Source organism: Consotaella aegiceratis (assembly GCF_036541425.1).
Lineage (GTDB): Bacteria > Pseudomonadota > Alphaproteobacteria > Rhizobiales > Rhizobiaceae > Consotaella > Consotaella aegiceratis.
The window spans coordinates 167,667-183,942 of sequence record NZ_JAZHFT010000003.1; the positions used below are offsets into that span (position 1 = coordinate 167,667).

14 protein-coding genes are annotated in these 16,276 nt (G+C 66.1%); 12 read left to right on the forward strand and 2 right to left on the reverse strand.

Going from position 1 to position 16,276, the window contains the following annotated elements:
* Positions 1-70 precede the first annotated feature (70 nt).
* Positions 71-1,561, forward strand: coding sequence for a glycerol kinase GlpK (glpK, locus tag SMD10_RS03960; RefSeq protein ID WP_331684349.1), 1,491 nt, complete (start codon positions 71-73; stop codon positions 1,559-1,561).
* Positions 1,562-1,936: 375 nt separating this feature from the next.
* A complete protein-coding gene (locus SMD10_RS03965; protein WP_331684350.1) occupies positions 1,937-2,848 on the forward strand; it encodes a DUF7973 family transport facilitator in 912 nt (303 codons plus the stop codon).
* Positions 2,849-2,913: 65 nt separating this feature from the next.
* Here SMD10_RS03965 and hemG read toward each other — a convergent pair whose 3' ends face one another.
* Positions 2,914-3,462, reverse strand: a complete 549-nt coding sequence (gene hemG / locus SMD10_RS03970; RefSeq protein ID WP_331684351.1) for a menaquinone-dependent protoporphyrinogen IX dehydrogenase — start codon at positions 3,460-3,462, stop codon at positions 2,914-2,916.
* Positions 3,463-3,867: 405 nt separating this feature from the next.
* Here hemG and SMD10_RS03975 point away from each other — a divergent pair, with 405 nt between their 5' ends.
* From SMD10_RS03975 to SMD10_RS04005, 7 genes are all read left to right on the forward strand, one after another.
* A complete protein-coding gene (locus SMD10_RS03975) occupies positions 3,868-5,841 on the forward strand; it encodes an FTR1 family iron permease (RefSeq protein ID WP_331684352.1) in 1,974 nt (657 codons plus the stop codon).
* A 92-nt stretch (positions 5,842-5,933) separates the two neighbouring features.
* Positions 5,934-6,458, forward strand: a complete 525-nt coding sequence (locus tag SMD10_RS03980; protein ID WP_331684353.1) for an iron transporter — start codon at positions 5,934-5,936, stop codon at positions 6,456-6,458.
* An 85-nt stretch (positions 6,459-6,543) separates the two neighbouring features.
* Complete coding sequence (locus SMD10_RS03985; RefSeq protein WP_331684355.1) at positions 6,544-8,031, forward strand: Fe-S-containing protein; 1,488 nt, start codon at positions 6,544-6,546, stop codon at positions 8,029-8,031.
* 3 nt (positions 8,032-8,034) lie between these two features.
* Positions 8,035-9,354, forward strand: coding sequence for an ABC transporter permease (locus SMD10_RS03990; RefSeq protein ID WP_331684356.1), 1,320 nt, complete (start codon positions 8,035-8,037; stop codon positions 9,352-9,354).
* Complete coding sequence (locus SMD10_RS03995; protein WP_331684357.1) at positions 9,344-10,534, forward strand: ABC transporter permease; 1,191 nt, start codon at positions 9,344-9,346, stop codon at positions 10,532-10,534. Before SMD10_RS03990 ends, SMD10_RS03995 begins: the two co-directional genes overlap by 11 nt.
* A gap of 2 nt (positions 10,535-10,536) precedes the next feature.
* Entirely contained in the window at positions 10,537-11,262 is a 726-nt protein-coding gene (locus SMD10_RS04000; protein ID WP_331684358.1) for an ABC transporter ATP-binding protein, read from the forward strand.
* The gene (locus SMD10_RS04005) at positions 11,259-11,828 is read left to right on the forward strand and encodes a TlpA family protein disulfide reductase (protein WP_331684359.1); all 570 of its coding nucleotides are present in this window, start codon (positions 11,259-11,261) and stop codon (positions 11,826-11,828) included. The genes SMD10_RS04000 and SMD10_RS04005 overlap by 4 nt, the downstream gene beginning before the upstream one ends.
* Here the strand turns inward: SMD10_RS04005 and SMD10_RS04010 are convergent.
* On the reverse strand, positions 11,807-12,163 hold the full coding sequence (locus SMD10_RS04010; RefSeq protein ID WP_331684360.1) for a c-type cytochrome: 357 nt from the start codon (positions 12,161-12,163) through the stop codon (positions 11,807-11,809). The two genes, SMD10_RS04005 and SMD10_RS04010, sit on opposite strands and share 22 nt — an antisense overlap.
* A 1-nt stretch (position 12,164) precedes the next feature.
* On the opposite strand from SMD10_RS04010, the gene SMD10_RS04015 reads away from it, so the two are divergent.
* The 3 genes from SMD10_RS04015 to SMD10_RS04025 all read left to right on the forward strand — a co-directional run bounded on the left by SMD10_RS04015 (position 12,165) and on the right by SMD10_RS04025 (position 16,127).
* The gene (locus SMD10_RS04015; protein WP_331684361.1) at positions 12,165-12,719 is read left to right on the forward strand and encodes a TlpA family protein disulfide reductase; all 555 of its coding nucleotides are present in this window, start codon (positions 12,165-12,167) and stop codon (positions 12,717-12,719) included.
* Between the two features lie 304 nt (positions 12,720-13,023).
* Positions 13,024-14,772: a sensor histidine kinase gene (locus SMD10_RS04020; RefSeq protein ID WP_331684362.1), complete on the forward strand. Its 1,749-nt coding sequence runs from the start codon at positions 13,024-13,026 to the stop codon at positions 14,770-14,772.
* Positions 14,769-16,127, forward strand: coding sequence for a sigma-54-dependent transcriptional regulator (locus SMD10_RS04025; RefSeq protein ID WP_331684363.1), 1,359 nt, complete (start codon positions 14,769-14,771; stop codon positions 16,125-16,127). Before SMD10_RS04020 ends, SMD10_RS04025 begins: the two co-directional genes overlap by 4 nt.
* Positions 16,128-16,276: the final 149 nt, after the last annotated feature.

A 16,276-nucleotide genomic window follows, 5' to 3' on the forward strand; every position in this document is an offset into this window, starting at 1 on the left:
GCAAGGAGTGCGCGATCGGTTTGGCGTCGGGATGCTGCGGACGAAGCAGCTGTAAGGGAGGAACAACACTATGTCGGATTATGTTCTCGCGATCGACCAGGGCACGACCTCCAGTCGCGCGATCGTCTTCGACGGCCACTTCCGGGCGCGCGGCGTCGGCCAGCAGGAATTTCCTCAATATTTTCCCCAATCGGGCTGGGTGGAACACGAGCCCGAGGACATCTGGCAATCCGTGGTGGCGACGGTTCGCCGTGCCCTGAGCGATTCCGCCTTGTCTGCCCGCGATCTGTCCTGTCTCGGGATCACCAATCAGCGTGAGACGGCGATCCTGTGGGATCGCGAGACCGGAACGCCGGTGCATCGGGCGATCGTCTGGCAGGATCGCCGCACGGCGCCGCTGTGCCGGCGCCTGGTCTCCGAGGGCGCCGAGCCGATGGTCACGGAAAAGTCCGGCCTTATCATCGATCCCTATTTTTCCGCGACCAAGATCGCGTGGATGCTGGACCAGGTCGAGGGCGCACGGCAGAAGGCCGAAAGCGGCAAGCTCGCCTTCGGGACGGTCGATTGCTACCTGCTCTGGAAGCTCACCGGCGGCAAGGTCCACGCGACCGATGCGACGAACGCGGCGCGCACCCTGCTCTTCAATATCGAGTCGAACGACTGGGACGACGATCTGCTGCGTCTCTTCGGCGTGCCGCGCGCGCTGCTGCCGGAGGTGCGCGATTGCGCCGACGATTTCGGCGAAACCGATCCCTCCCTCTTCGGAGCGCCGATCGCCATTCGCGGCATGGCGGGCGACCAGCACGCGGCGGTGGTGGGGCAGGCGTGTTTCGAGCCGGGAATGCTGAAATCCACCTACGGCACCGGCTGTTTTGCCGTGCTCAATACGGGTGGCGAACGGGTGTCCTCGAAGAACCGGCTGCTGTCGACCATCGCCTATCGGCTGAAGGGCAAGACCACCTTCGCCCTCGAAGGGTCGATCTTTATCGCCGGTGCCGCCGTTCAATGGCTGCGGGACGGATTGCGGATCATCGACCGCGCGGACCAGACCGGCGCCATGGCGGCGCGGACCGGAGACAGCGGCCTCTATCTGGTTCCGGCCTTCACCGGTCTCGGTGCTCCCTGGTGGGATGCCGAGGCGCGCGGCGCGATCTTCGGCCTGACGCGAAACACCGGCCCGGACGACTTCGCCCGCGCCGCCCTCGAAGCCGTCTGCTACCAGACCGCCGATCTTCTCAATGCCATGCATCGTGACTGGCCGAGCGAGACGAAGACGGTCTTGCGCGTGGACGGCGGAATGGTCGCCTCGGATTGGACGATGCAACGCCTCGCCGACATGCTCGATGCGCCGGTCGATCGCCCTCTCGTGCTGGAGACGACGGCCCTCGGCGCGGCCTGGCTGGCGGGACAGCAGGCCGGCGTCTGGCCCGACGCCGAAGGCTTTTCGAAGGAATGGCGGCTGGAGCGTCAGTTCACCCCCTCGCTCGATGCGGAGACGCGCCAGCGATGTCTTGCGGGCTGGCGTGACGCGGTGCAGCGGACGCTGACGCACCAGGGCTGATCCTCAGCCACAACGAGAATCGTCTCCGACAACAGGTTTGACGATCTGAGAATGGGATGGAGATCGCAACGTCTCCATCTCAGCGACTTCGTGCGTCTCGGCGAAACGGGTGGGCGGGGTCGTTTCGACCACGACGCTTCCCGGAAGGCCCCCCACTCCCCTCGCAGAAGCCACGCGGCGGCCCCTCCCGGCGTCTCAGTTTCCTCGGCTTCCGGCTCGCAGCGACACTGTAATGTTCTGCCCTTGCGACCATCGACAGGCGACCGACCGGCCAACCCGCCATGCCAGGGTGGCCGGTCAGGGAGGCATTTCCACTCGCCGGACAGCCGTCACTTGCAACCGATTTCTCCATCTTCAAAATATTGGGGGTCACCCATGACACTCATTGCCATCCTTGCGGCTTTCGGGGGCGGCGTCTTCGGCGCCTCTCTGGGAGCGCTCGCCGCCTTCTCCTTCGTCGGGGTGCTGGTCATGATCGGCGTCGCCGTCCAGCTCGGCGTCGCCCCCGAAAGCACGGATTTCTTCGCCCTGCCCTTCGGCGTCTTCGGACCCCATGTCGGCGGCTTCGCCGCGGGCGTCGGCGCCGCCGGTTATGCGGCTTGGCGCGGCAAGCTCGATTCGGGCCGCAGCATCGCCGTCGGCCTGATGGGCATCGACTGTCCCGACGTCCTCCTGGTAGGAGGCCTTTATGGCGTCTTCGGTTTCATGCTGGAGAGGGGTCTGGCCCTGATTCCCGGATTCGGCGAGGGCCTTCCATGGACCGACACCGTTGCCATGACGGTCCTCATCAGCGCCATCGTGACGCGCATTCTGTTCGGCAAGTCCGGCCTGTTGGGCGAGCCCCTGCCGGGCACGACGCGCTATCATCCCGACCCTTCCGTCATGTGGCTGCCGTTCCAGAGCCATCCGCTCCAGCTTGCCACGATCGGTCTCGGCGTCGGGCTGCTCGCCGGCAATCTCGGCGTCATCTTCGAAGGGTCAGGCGCCTATCTTGCCTTCGGCATTGCCGCGGCCAGCCTGATTTTTCTCCAGATGGGCCTGAATATCCCGGTGACGCATCATATCGCCTTGCCCGCCGCGATTGCCGCCGCTGCGTCACACAGCGTGATCTGGGGAGGAATCGTGGGGATGGCCGGGGCGCTGCTGGGCGAGTTCATCGCTCGGACCTTCCATGATCACGGGGATACGCACTTCGATCCTCCCGGGACAACCATCGCGATCCTGACCTTGATCCTCAACGGGCTCACGGCCGCCGGATTCTTCTCGATGGCCGCCATTCCGTATTGATCGTCCGTCCTTCGCATGAACCGACGATCCCGATCCATGCCGTTTGGCTCGATCCGCCGGCGGGCTCAGAATGAGCGGTGCAAGCGGTCGCAATGCTCGGCGATCGCCGCACCAAACGCATCGACCTTGTCCCAATCGGTGTATTCCACCACGGCGCCGGGATCGGTGGGGCCGCCGGTCATGCGCATGATCAGCCGGATCATGAACCGGTCGAAGGTCGTATAGCGCGGATAGTCGAGCCGACCGGCCAGAGCGGTAGCCAGGGCGGGCTCCACGCCCGTGCGCTGGATCAGCTTGCGCAGATAGACGTTCGTCTCGGCGGTTTGCTTGGCCGGTTTGCGGGCGGTCAGGTTGACGGAGGCCAGGAACAGCGGCGGCGGGGAGGGGAGCGCCGCAATGGTCTGCAGGAACCGTACGCCCTCGGGCAGATGGCGGCCGTAGCGAACCGACAGGATCACCACCAAGGGCGCCTCGCGCGCCAGGACTTCCGGCGGAGGAGTGTCGCGCGCAAGGTCGACCAACGGTGCCATGAGGCCGCGCCGCGCGAGAAACTCGCTTACGTGATGCGCGATCCGGCGCGACTGACCGTCGCGCGTCGCGTAGCAAAGATGCATCGGGTTTCTCGATCCGAAACTGCGCCGCACCTTCTCGACGGCCACGGCATCAAGGCTTCGTCTAGCGGCTTCCTCCTTCCGCGTCTTGTCCCTATCGCGCGGAAAGAGCCGGATTTTCCCTCCACCAACGCCCGCTGCACCGTTGATCATCACCATGCGACGGGCGCTATAGATGACAATTTGTCGCAGGCAACAATAAGCTCTTGCGATTCAAGGAGACTCATGAAGCGACAGCTTGCATGCTCCGTCATCATAGACGTTCTAAACTATCTTGAGACAATCTGTCCGGTATTTTTTCTTGACATCGACTTTCATGATTAGGAGTGTCGCTCCGAAAGCAGCGATGTGAAGACGGGGCGGCCATCATGGTCCGTCTCCCCAGGATCGCAGGCGACGGGTTCGGCAATGAGACTCCTGCTCTTGGCGCTTTTGATGTTGGCGCATCTGGCGGTTCCGGGCTACGCCCAGAACGCGCCGGACTACCGAAGCCTGGTGGATCGCATCGATACGATGCTCGCCCAGGCCGAGGACGCCTACCGTCAAGGCGATGCGGACTCGGCCAAGACCCTGGTGCAGCGGTCCTATTTCGAGCTGTTCGAGAACCTGGAGGGGCCGATCCGGGTCAACGTCTCGGCCAAGGCCAGCTATGCGCTCGAAGCCGAGTTCGGCGACATCCGCCAGTTGATCGTCGACGGCAAGCCGGTCAACGAGGTCGCCGGCAGGATCGAGACGCAGATCGCCAACCTGAACGCGGTCGTTCCGACGCTGGAGAAGGGCTTCGTCATCAAGGCCGAGTCGACGGCGGCGCACGACGAGGCAGCGCCAGTGGAGGAGGCTGCTGCCGACCTGGCGACGCCGCAGACGGTGGAGCCTTATTGGGAACAGGCCGTCGCGACGATCAAGTCCGATCTCGATGCCGCCGCCGATGCGCTGGAGGCCGGCAATCCGGACGAGGCCAAGCGGCTGATCCAGCAGGCGCAATTCGACGGCTACAAGAACAGCCTGCTGGAAACAGCGATCCGCCGGCACGTGTCGCAGCGCCAGGATATCGAATACAACAGCGAATTCGAGCGCATTCTGGGCCTCGTCGACGATGGACGGGAGCCGCGGCTGATCCGGGGGTCGGCGCGGGCGATGGCCGACGACATGGCGGACTATCTGCCGGGTCTGCCTCTGGTCGGCGTCGCCAAGGAACGGGCCGAATCCATGCCCGAGCCGGCGGTCGATTGGGCTGCGGTCGCGACCCAGGTCAATCAGGCGATCGCCGCGGCAATCGATACCGCAGAGAGCGGCGATGGCGACCATGCCGTCTCGATGCTGTCGAACGCCTATTTCGACATCTTCGAAGCGAGCGGCATGGAAAACCGCGTCGGCGCACGCGATTCCAATCTCAAGCTGGCGCTCGAGGCGCACTTCAGCAAGCTGATGGCGCTGGTCGGCGCCAAGGCGTCCGCCGACGAGTTCTCGACCGAGGCCGACGCGATGGCCGCCGATCTGGACGAGGCCGTGGCCATGCTTGATCCCGGCGGGTCCGGCGGCAGCCCTTGGGCGCTGTTCAGCTACGCTCTCCTGATTATCCTGCGCGAAGGCTTCGAGGCGATGCTGATCGTCACGGCGATCCTGACCTATCTCGTCAAGTCGGGGCACGGCGACAAGCAGCGGGTGATCGTCAACAGCGTGGTGGTGGCGCTTCTGGCCAGCGTGGTGACCGCCGTCGTCCTGACCCTGATCCTGGAAAACGCCGCCGTCGGGCGGGAGATCCTGGAAGGCGCGACCATGCTGCTGGCGGCCGTCATCCTGTTCTTCATGAGCTACTGGCTGATTTCCAAGGCGGAAGCCGCCCATTGGTCGGCCTATATCAAGGAGAAGGTGGACACCTCGCTCTCGTCCGGCTCGATGCGGGCGCTGTGGCTGACCAGTTTCCTCGCCGTCTATCGCGAGGGCGCCGAAACGGTGCTGTTTTACCAGGCCCTGACCATCGATACCGATACGACCGGGCTCGGCGCGATCGCCGGCGGCTTCGTCGTCGGCTGTCTGGCTCTCGGCATCATCTACTGGGTGATGCGGACGGGGGCGCTCAAGCTGCCGATTCGGGCCTTCTTCCAGGGCACCGGCGCGCTGCTCTACCTGATGGCCTTCATCTTCGTCGGCAAGGGCGTCATGGAACTCGTCGAAGGCAAGGTGCTGACCCCGACCCTCATCCCGTGGGTGCCCGAGTTCACGCCCCTCGGCATCTATCCCTATTGGGAGAGCCTGATCCCTCAGGCCGCACTCGTGGTGGCCGCGATCGCCGCCTTCGCCATCCTCGCGCAACGGCGCCCGACGGGCGGACCGGGCGCCGCGGCCGGACAGAGACAACCCGAAGCACAACACGGATAGGGCGGACCGGACGGCTTGCCGGCTCCCTGTCGACGGGCGAAGTGTGCCCAAAACCCAGGAAAATGCGTCCCAAACCCAGGAAGGAGAGTAACATGAAACACCTGGTTCTTGCCGCGTCGGTGCTGGCGCTGACCGCAGGCAGCAGCTTCGCTCAGGAAGAGTTCAAGGAATATCCGATCGGCGAGGGGCAGACGCTGAACACCCTCGAAGTCGCCGCCGTCTATCTGAAGCCCATCGACATGGAACCGCGCGGCATCGACCTGCCGTCGTCTCAGGCCGACATCCACCTAGAGGCCGACATCCATGCCGACCAAGGCAATCCGAACGGCTTCGGCGCGGGCGAGTGGGTGCCGTACCTGACCGTTTCGTACCGCCTGGAGAACATGGATACCGGCAAGGTGATGACCGGCAATCTGATGCCGATGGTCGCCGTCGACGGGCCGCATTACGGCTCGAACATCAAGATGCAGGGGGCCGGCAACTACAAGCTGACCTACCATATCGATCCGCCGTCGCGTCAGGGCTTTGGCCGTCACACCGACGAGGCGAGCGGCGTCGGCCAGTGGTTCCAGCCCTTCGACGTCGATTACGACTTCCAGTTCGTGCCGCTGGATTAAAGGACATTCGGCATAAAACGCCGGTGCGGCCCATCCCTTGAGCAGGGTCAAGGCCGCACCGGCCCGGATTTGAGAGGGAACCCACATGGGTTTCTACATCGCATCTCTGGCACACGCCCTGCTGCCCCTAGCTGTCCTGATCGGCCTTCTTCCAACGGCCGTGCGTGGCCCGCGCGAGGATGCGCGTCTCCGCGGCCTCGGTCCTGCCGTGGCGGCCGGATTTCTGGCGGGGCTTGGCGCGGCGCTTCTCGCCGCGGTACAAGCGAGCGAGATCGTCGTCGCCACGGCGATCCATGGCGTCGCTTTGGCGGCCTGCATCTTGGCCCTGCTGGTTCTGGTCTGCGCGCTCATCTTGCGGAGCGGGCTGGCGGCGCCGGCGGGACGCGTGTTTTTCGCCGGGGGCGCACTGCTGGTCATCGCCGTCTATGCGGCGCGAGGCCTCTATGACGCCTGGGCGCTGTCGGCCGACCGTAGCCTGACGGTGACCAGCGTCGTCAACACCGAATTGATCGTCAATTGCGCCGCGATCGTCCTGGGCGCGGCGCTGCTCTTCGCGCTTGCCGTGGTGGCTGGCCGGATCGCCGCATTGGCCGGCCGGTTCTCGACAGTGCTGGCGCTCGCCATCGTGCTGGTGCTGGAACTGGTGGCCGGGTCCGCCTCCGTCATGCTCGGGCTGCTGCGGCTCGACGCCATCGGTGTGACCTCGGGCCGCATCTCCTATGTGGCGAAGATCTCGCTGTTCGAGCCTTGGGTCGTCTATGTCGAGCTTGGCGTCGTCCTGCTTCTGGGCGTCGTCGCGTTTGCCCGTCGCCACAGGGTGCCGGCGTTGGAGGATGGCGCGAAGGCCCAAGCGCGGGTCGAGCATCGCCGGCAATTGGCGCGATCGCAACGCCAGCGCCGCTGGCGCACGCGTCTTGCCGGCATCGCCGTCTTCCTGTTCGCCGCGCTCGCCTACCAGGACCTCTACGCCTCGCTGCCGCCGCGCCTGTCGGAGGCGGCTCCCGTGGAGCCCGATACCCAGGGCGAGGTCCGTATTCCGATCGACGAGGTCAAGGACGGCGACCTGCACCGCTTTGCCTATATCGCCGGCGACGGTCACCGGGTGCGCTTCTTTCTGATCAACCGGTACGACCAACAACACGTCCATATCGGCGTGGTCTTCGACGCGTGCATGATCTGCGGCGACGACGGCTATGTGCAGCGCGGCCCGGAAATCATCTGCATCGCCTGCAACGTGCGCATCTTCAAGCCATCGATCGGCAAGCCGGGGGGCTGCAATCCGATCCCGCTCAACCATACGGTCGAGGACGACACCATCGTGATCACCCAGGCCGATCTGGAGAAGGGCGCGAACTACTTCTCGGAAGTGGTCGAGGTCGAGGCGACCGATCCGGTCAACGGCGATACGGTGATCAATCTCAGGGCGCCCTACCGCTACGACTATGGCGGGCGGACCTACTTCTTCTCCGGCGAAAAGTCCTACGAGGAGTTCAAGGCCGATCCGGAAAAGTATGTCGGCGACGTACAAGCCCGCCGCTGGCGGGTCCAGGGCCACGAGGAGCAGGGGAGTTAGGCGATGCTGTCGCGCATGCTCTGGCGCTCGCTGTTCGAAGGGCGGCGCCGCAAGCTCCTGGCGGCGGTGACCGTCGCCTTGTCTGCGGCGCTGATCACCACGCTCTTCGCGCTGTCGGTCGACGTCGGCGACAAGATGGCCCGCGAGATGAAGTCCTACGGCTCCAACATCAAGGTGTCGCCGAAGAGCGAGGCGATGCCGCTGATCATCGACGGCGTCGACTACAATCCGCTGAAGGATCAGGATACGCTCGCCGAAAGCGAGCTGCCGAAGATCAAGGACATCTTCTGGCGCAACAACATCGTCGGTCTGGCGCCTTGGCTCGGCGTGCAGGTTCGCGCCGAGGGCGCCGGCCTGGCGGACGGACGCGAGGTCAACCTGATCGGTACCTATTTCGAGCATCCGGTGCCGCTGCCGGACGATCCGGAGTACCGCACGGGCGTCAAGGCGATCAATCCGTTCTGGGCGGTCGCCGGCGCCTGGCCCGACGACAGCACGCTCGATCGGCCGGCCGACCAGGTGCTGGTCGGCGCCGGTCTCGCGGCCCGCACCGGTCTTGCCGAGGGGGACCGCCTGGAGCTTCGGCCGCAGGGCGAGGAGGGCGCTGCCCCGCAGGCGGTGACGGTGACCGGCATTCTGACCACCGGCGGCCCGGAGGACGATGCGATCGTGGCTCCGCTGGCGCTGGTGCAGGCACTGACCGGCCTGGAGGGCCAGGTGCAGTCGGTCGACGTCAGCGCCCTGACGATCCCGGAAAACGAGCTCTCCAACAAGGCGCGGCGCGACACGGGCGCCTTGTCGGCCGAGGAATACGACGTCTGGTACTGTACGGCCTATGTCAGCTCGATCGCGCACCAGATCGAGGAGGCGGTCGCCAACGCCGCCGCCCGGCCGATCTGGCAGGTGGCGGCGAGCGAAGGCGCGGTGATCGGCCGGATCCAGATGCTGTTGCTCACCGTCAGCCTCGCCGCGATCATCGCCGCGGCCATGGCCGTCTCCTCGCTGATGAACACCACGGTGATGGAGCGCTCGCGCGAGATCGGCTTGATGAAGGCGCTGGGCGCCGCGCCGTGGGAGATCCATGCCCTGTTTATCGGCGAGGCGGCGATCGTCGGCCTGATCGGCGGCGCGATCGGCCTGGTCGTCGGCTACGGCGTGGCGCAGTTCGTGGGCCTCAGCGTGTTCGGCAGCGGCGTGGAGCTGACGCCGATCACCATCCCGATCGTTCTCGTGGTGTCGGTGGCGACCGTCATGCTCGGCTCCATCCTGCCGGCACGCAGCATCGCGTCGCTGTCTCCCTCGAAGGTGCTGCATGGCCACTGAGACGAAGAACCGGCCGTCCGGCCAACGGCTGGGCCGCGCGCGCATGTTCATGCTTCTGGTGATACGGGCGCTGACCAATCGCGGCAGCCGGCTGACCATCGCGCTCTCGGCCATCGCGGTCGGCGCGGCCGTGGTCTTCGCGCTGACCAATCTCTATTTCGACATTTCCATCAAGATGAGCGAGGAACTGCGCGCCTTCGGTCCGAACGTCATCATCTCGCCGCATCGCAACGGCGACGGCAGCGGGACGCGGACCATCGACGTCGCCGCGCTGGAGACCGCGGCAGCGGCCCTGCCGGCCGATCGGATGGTCGGCATGACGCCCTATCTCTACGGCGTCGTTCGGCTGGATCTCGGCAACGCGGTGCTGGTCGGCGTCGATTTCCGCAGCCTGAAGGCGATCGCGCCCTACTGGCAGGTGGAAGGGAGCTGGATTACCGCCGATTTCGACGAGCGCAACGCCATGGTCGGGCGACGTCTCGCCGACAGCATGGAGCTGGAACTCGGCGACACGGTGATGATCCGCAACCGCGACCGCAGCCGGCAGACCGAGGTTACGGTCAAGGGAATCATGGACACCGGCGAGGCGGAGGACGACCAGATCTTCGTCAACCTGTCGCTGGCGCAGACGCTTCTGGAGCAGCCGGGCGAGGCCAATTTCGCCATGGCCAGCATCGTCGCGGACGGTCCGGAGGCCGATCGGCTGACCGCCGACCTGATGACCCGTTTTCCTGGCATCGAGGCGCATCCGATCCGCAAGGTGTCGGAGGCCGATGGCCAGATCCTGGACAAGATCGACGGGCTGATGGCGCTGGTCGCCGCCATCATCCTCGTCATCACCACGCTCTGCGTCAACGCCACGCTGACCGCGATGGTGGCCGAGCGCACGCCGCAGATCGGCCTGCAGAAGGCGATCGGCGCCAGCAACGGCAGCATCGTCGGGCAATTCCTGGCCGAAACCGGCGTGGTCTGTTTGGTGGCCGTTGCGATCGGGATCGCAATCGGCTTTTTGCTGGCCCAGGTCTTGGGACAGGCGGTGTTCAGCGCCTGGGTAACGTTTCGACCCGGTATGGTGCCGGTGACGCTCGGCTTGAGCCTCGTGGCTGCGCTGGTGGCCGCGATGTTGCCGATCCGCGGTGCCGTTCGCGTCGTCCCGGCCAGGGTCCTGAGAGGAGAATAGTCATGGCTCCGATGGATGGAACAGCGGGCTTCAGCGCCGCGTCGGCCAGCGAGACATCGGCCTCGTCCGCCGCGCGGTCGCGTCGCGAAGTGATCGGCTGCGACGGGCTCAGCCGCCGGTTCGGATCGGTCGCCGCCCTCGACGACGTCACCTTCTCGGTGCACGAGGGCGACTTCCTGGCGATCATGGGACCGTCGGGCTCCGGCAAGACGACGCTCCTCAACCTTTTGTCGCTGCTCGACAGCCCGACATCGGGCTCCTACCGGCTCGACGGCATCGAGACGGCGACGCTGACCGAAAAGGATCAGGTGGTGATCCGCCGCGAGAAGATCGGCCTGGTCTTTCAGCAGTTTCACCTCATCCCGTATCTCTCGGCCGTCGAGAACGTCATGCTGGCCCAGCACTACCATTCGGTCGCCGACCGGAGCGAGGCGCTGGAGGCGCTGGAGCGTGTCGGGCTGGCCGACCGCGCCAGCCATCTGCCCTCGCAGCTCTCGGGCGGCGAGCAGCAGCGCGTCTGCATCGCGCGCGCCCTGATCAATGCGCCGGCGCTGATTCTGGCGGACGAGCCGACGGGAAATCTCGATGCCGACAACGAAAAGCGCGTTATGGCGTTATTCGAAAGCCTGCGCGCCGAAGGACGCACCATCGTCCTGGTGACGCACAACCCAGCTTTGGGGAGGCAAGCCGACCGGATCCTCAAGCTCGATCACGGGAGGCAGGTGTGACGGGCGGCCTGCAATCGGCATTTCGGCTCGCCGGACGCAGAGCCGCCCCGTCCGCCCTTGTCGGGGTGTTGGGCGCGTTTTTGCTCGTCGCCGGCTGCACGGATAACAAGGACGCGGCCCTGCACCAGCCGGGCGGGGAGGATCTCGCACCGGAACTGGTCGCCACCGATCTGGCTGGCGACGTGGTCCGTCTCGCCGATCTGCGCGGCAAGGTGGTGCTGGTCAACTTCTGGCAGGCGAGCTGCGGCCCGTGTCTCGGCGAACTGCCGGGTTTCGACGCCTTCTATCGCGCCAACCAGGACAAGGGTGCCGTCATCGTCGCCGTCAATATGGGCGAATCGGACGAGGTCATCGAGGCGACGGCCCGGCGCATGGGGCTTTCCCTGCCGCTGCTGGTCGATCGGCTCGACATCACCAGTGCCCGCTACAACGTTCTCGCCGTCCCGACCTCCTTCCTGATCGATGCGGACGGCAAGCTGGTCGAGCGGATCAACGGCCCGCTCAACGAACAGGATTTGGCGAAGAAGTTCGGACCGCTGCTCGGTCACTCCAAGCTGGAGACGTAGTCGGCGAGCGCGTCGACTTCGGGATTGGTAAGCGCGGCCTTGACGCGATCCTGCATCGACAGTTGCCCTTGCAGGGATCGCCGCTCGATGAGCGCCTTGCGGATCTCTTCGGCGTCGAGCTCGCGGATCGGCCGCGACTTGCCGAGGGACCGCTGCTCGCCGCTCCGGCCATGGCAGTCGGCGCAGTTCGACCGGTAGAGCTGTTCGCCGGCGGAGATGTCCTGGGCGGCGGCGGGCGCGATAGGCGCGGCGACGACCACGGCGATGAGGGCGGCCCGCGCGGCGCGGTGGATGACGGCGGCGGATGCCGACGGAAAGAAGAGGGGTGAAGTCACGATGGCTTCCTCAGCAGACAAGGGCAAATGGGCCATGAACCCTTGGCGTCGCGGCATCCGGGCCTTGCCCGTCTGTCTCGCGATCCTGGGCGGATGCAACGGCTCTTCGGACAGAAGTGCTGTCGGGGCAGAGGTCGGCGACAAGCCGCCCTCGCTCGCGCTCGAAGCGGTGCAGGATCCGGCGGACGCGGCATCGGCCGGGCTCGACGCCTATGACGGCAAGGTGCTGGTTCTCGGCTTCTGGCTGGGCGGCTGCATTTCCTGCCTGAACGAGATGCCGGAACTCGTGGACCTGCACCGCAGCTTCAATCAGCGCGGGCTCGACGTGCTGATGGTCAACACCGGCGGCAACAAGCAGGCGGTGACCAACGCCATTCGCGACTACGGGATCGATTTCGGCATGACCCTGGACGCGATCTCGCTCAGCACCAAACGATACGAGGTCGGCGTCTTTCCGACCATTTTCGTCATCGGTCGCGATGGTGTCATCAAGGCCCGTATGGCGGGCGAACAGCGCCCCGGCGTGATCACCGAGACAGCGGCTTCGCTGCTTTAGGCCTCGCTGCGCCCGGGCCGGCTCCGGTGCCGTCCCGCTCGCTGTTTCGATGGACCATGGATGGGGTGGGCGGCCGACACGAAGGCGCTCGTCGGCCGGGAGACTTGGATCCGCCAAAGACATAATCTGAGATCCATAGTCCACTTCGCGTCCGAACGAATGATCTGCATCAAGCGCGCCGACGGCTCGCGGCGGCGCGCTGTCGCCGTTTGACGCCGGCACTTGCGTCCCGCCCGCATTGCGCCTTTGATGCATGGCAATGGGAGGATCGACTGCACCACGCGCCCGAGGGCTTCGTCCGCGATTGAGCGTCGCCGCGATGGCGGCGGTCGCGGTGCTGTTGCTGGCGTTCGGCGCCGCACAGGCGTGGCAGGGCCGTGCGCTCGACATCCTGCGTCGGGAGGCGCAGGAAAAGCTGGCGATCCAGACCGAAATCCTCACCAGCCTGTTCGACAAGTACCGTCTGGTGCCGGCCATGCTGGCGGCAAGGCGCGATGTCGTCGAGCTGTTTGCCGCCCCGGAGGGCGATCCCAGACGGCTCGAAGCCGCTCAGGTGGCGCGCGAGGTGCAGGGTCTTTCGGGAGCGCCGCAGGTGGTGTTCGCCGATGCTGCCGGCGCAGTCTTTGGCAAGGCCGTGCCCTATTCACCGATGCCGCCTCTGCCGGCCGGTCTGTTTACCGCGGTGCGCCAGCATCGGCTCGGCCGCGCCTCGGCGACCGATTCCCAGGGAGGGCGCGCCTATCTGTTTGCCAGCGGCGTCTGGCGGGACGCCCAATTGCTTGGCATCGTCGCCGTGGCCGTGCCGTTGGACAATCTGGAAGCGGCGTGGTCGCTGTCGCGCGATCCGATCTTCGTCACCAACGAGCAGGGGCGCATTCTCCTGTCGAACGTCGCCACCTGGCGGCTGCAGACCGTCGGCGCGGAGGGTGCCGTGGTGCCGATGCATCGCGAGGACGAACTGGCCACGGCCGTCGTCGGCGGCTCTCCGCACAGCTTCGTCGAAGCTTCCCACATGCTGCCTTTGCTCGATTGGACGGTGACCGTTCTGCTCGACGCCCAGCCGGCGCGGAACGCGTTCTGGACCGGCGGCGGCGCCGCCTTGGCGACGTTGGTCATTCTCGGGCTGATCGCGCTGTTCGTCGATATGCGCCGCGAGACGCTTTTGCGCCGGATGCGCAGCGAACGGGCGGCGACGTTGCGCCTGGAGCGCCGGGTGCGCGATCGCACCCGCGAACTCGCCCGCACCAATGCCGAACTGGCCCGGGAAGTGGAGGAGCGGGCCGCGACCGAGGGGCACCTGCGCACCGCGCAGGAAAAGCTGGTGCAGACCGCCAAGCTCGCCGCCATCGGCCAGATGGCGACGACGCTGAGCCACGAGTTCAACCAGCCTCTGACGGCCATCCAGGCCTATGCGGAGAATGCGCGCCGGTTTCTCGAGCGCGGCAATGCCGACGCGGCCACCCGCAATCTCGGCAAGATCGAGGAACTGATCCGCCGCATGGGCGAACTCTCGCAGACGCTGCTGAGTTTCGCCCGCCCGCCCGAACAGGCCATCGGCGCGGTGCCGCTGTCGGTGGTCGTCGACGAGGCCTTGATCATGATGCGTCCCAAGGCCGGCAAGGCGGAGGTGGCGCTGGAGATCAGGCGTCCGGCACAGCCGATCAAGGTGTTGGGCGGGCGGATCCGGCTGACCCAGGTCGTCGTCAACCTGGTGTCGAACGCTATCGATGCCGTCGCAGGGCAGCCGGACGGCCATGTCGCGATCGCCTGGGGCTGCGACGAGGATGGTCCGGTGCTGATCGTCGAGGACAATGGCGAGGGCATTCCGGACGACCTCAATCAGCGCATCTTCGAGCCGTTCTTCACCACCAAGGGGCAGGGCAAGGGCTTCGGTATCGGCCTGTCGATCGTCCAGACGATCGCTGCGGATTTCGGCGGCAGCATCTTCGTCGACCGTAGCGCGCTGGGCGGTGCCCGGTTCGAGGTCCGCCTCGTTGCGGCCGACGATGCCACCTTGCGGACGGACGACCAAGGTTCAAGAATGACGGCATGAGCCTATCAGAACCCGAACCGACGGTCTTCTTCGTCGACGACGATCCCGATCTGCGTGAAGCCATCGAGCAGAGCTTCGAACTCGCCGGCATCGCCATCGAGGTGTTCGAAACCGCCGATCTCGTGTTGGAGCGCGTCACGCGCGCCTTCAACGGTGTTGTGGTGACCGATGTGCGGATGCCGGGCATGGACGGCGCGACGCTTCTGCGCAACGCGCTCGAGATCGATCCCGCGCTGCCGGTGATCGTCATCACCGGCCATGGCGACGTGCCGATGGCGGTGGAGACCATGCGCGAGGGCGCCTACGACTTCATCGAAAAGCCCTTTGCCATGGACCGGCTGCTCATCGCCTGCCGACGCGCCCTGGAAAAGCGGCGGCTGGTGCTGGAACTGAGGGCGCTGCGCGACGTGCTCGACCAGCAGAAGGCCCTGGCGGCGCGCCTGGTCGGCCGCTCCTGGGTGATGGAGCAATTGCGCTCCGAGATCTCGGCGCTGGCCGGCACCGACGCGAACGTCCTGGTGCACGGCGAGACCGGCTCGGGCAAGGAGGTGGTGGCGCGGGCTCTGCACGACTTCTCAGAGCGGGCCGACAAACCCTTCGTGGCCATCAACTGTGGCGCGTTGCCGGCCGAGATCATCGAATCCGAGCTGTTCGGCCACGAGGCGGGGGCCTTCACCGGTGCGAGCCGCCAGCGCATCGGCAAGATCGAGCACGCCGCCGGCGGCACGGTCTTCCTCGACGAGATCGAATCGATGCCGCTCGACCTGCAGGTCAAATTGCTTCGGGCGATCGACGGGCGCCGGATCGAGCGGCTCGGATCCAACAAGTCGATCGAGGTGGACGTGCGGTTCGTCGCCGCCACCAAGGCCGACCTTGCCGAAGAGAGCGCGGCGGGGCGGTTCCGCGCCGATCTCTACTATCGGCTCGACGTGGCGAGCCTGAAGATCCCGCCTTTGCGCGAGCGCCGCGACGACATCCCTCTGCTGTTCTTTCACTTGGCGCGCGAGGCCCGCGCGCGCTATCGCCGCGAGATCCCAGACATGACGCCAGCCATGGAGGCGCGCCTCCTGGCGCACGACTGGCCGGGCAACGTGCGCGAGCTGCGCAACGTGGCCGACCGCTTCGTGCTCGGCCTCTATCGCATCGGCGAGGACGGCTCCAGGGGGCGCGACGGCGCGATGACGGACGAGCGCAGCCTCGCCGATCGTGTCGACGAGTTCGAAAGGGCCCAGATCAAGGCCGAACTGAAGCGTAGCGACGGCAAGCTGAAGCCGGTCTACGAGCGGCTGCAGATCTCGCGCAAGGGTCTCTACGACAAGATGCGCCGTCTCGGCATCGAGGGTGCCGACGGGTAGAGCGACACCCATCGTGGGTTGCGGTGTGTCGTACGCTACCCATCGCGATGGCCGCGGCGATCGGAGACCCGCATCGGCGCCCGCACCGTCAGCGGCGGCCTGACGGTCTTTCCGGCTGATCTCATCATCATGGCGGCGATTTGGCACAC

Bases quoted from the DNA above. Each gene is read 5' to 3' on its own strand.
- SMD10_RS03990 (WP_331684356.1), top strand. From the start codon at position 8,035: ATGCTGTCGCGCATGCTCTGGCGCTCGCTGTTCGAAGGGCGGCGCCGC.
- SMD10_RS03995 (WP_331684357.1), top strand. From the start codon at position 9,344: ATGGCCACTGAGACGAAGAACCGGCCGTCCGGCCAACGGCTGGGCCGC.
- SMD10_RS04025 (WP_331684363.1), top strand. From the start codon at position 14,769: ATGAGCCTATCAGAACCCGAACCGACGGTCTTCTTCGTCGACGACGAT.
- SMD10_RS03975 (WP_331684352.1), top strand. From the start codon at position 3,868: ATGAGACTCCTGCTCTTGGCGCTTTTGATGTTGGCGCATCTGGCGGTT.
- SMD10_RS04000 (WP_331684358.1), top strand. From the start codon at position 10,537: ATGGCTCCGATGGATGGAACAGCGGGCTTCAGCGCCGCGTCGGCCAGC.
- hemG (WP_331684351.1), bottom strand. From the start codon at position 3,462: ATGCATCTTTGCTACGCGACGCGCGACGGTCAGTCGCGCCGGATCGCG.
- SMD10_RS04015 (WP_331684361.1), top strand. From the start codon at position 12,165: ATGGCTTCCTCAGCAGACAAGGGCAAATGGGCCATGAACCCTTGGCGT.
- glpK (WP_331684349.1), top strand. From the start codon at position 71: ATGTCGGATTATGTTCTCGCGATCGACCAGGGCACGACCTCCAGTCGC.
- SMD10_RS03985 (WP_331684355.1), top strand. From the start codon at position 6,544: ATGGGTTTCTACATCGCATCTCTGGCACACGCCCTGCTGCCCCTAGCT.
- SMD10_RS03980 (WP_331684353.1), top strand. From the start codon at position 5,934: ATGAAACACCTGGTTCTTGCCGCGTCGGTGCTGGCGCTGACCGCAGGC.
- SMD10_RS03965 (WP_331684350.1), top strand. From the start codon at position 1,937: ATGACACTCATTGCCATCCTTGCGGCTTTCGGGGGCGGCGTCTTCGGC.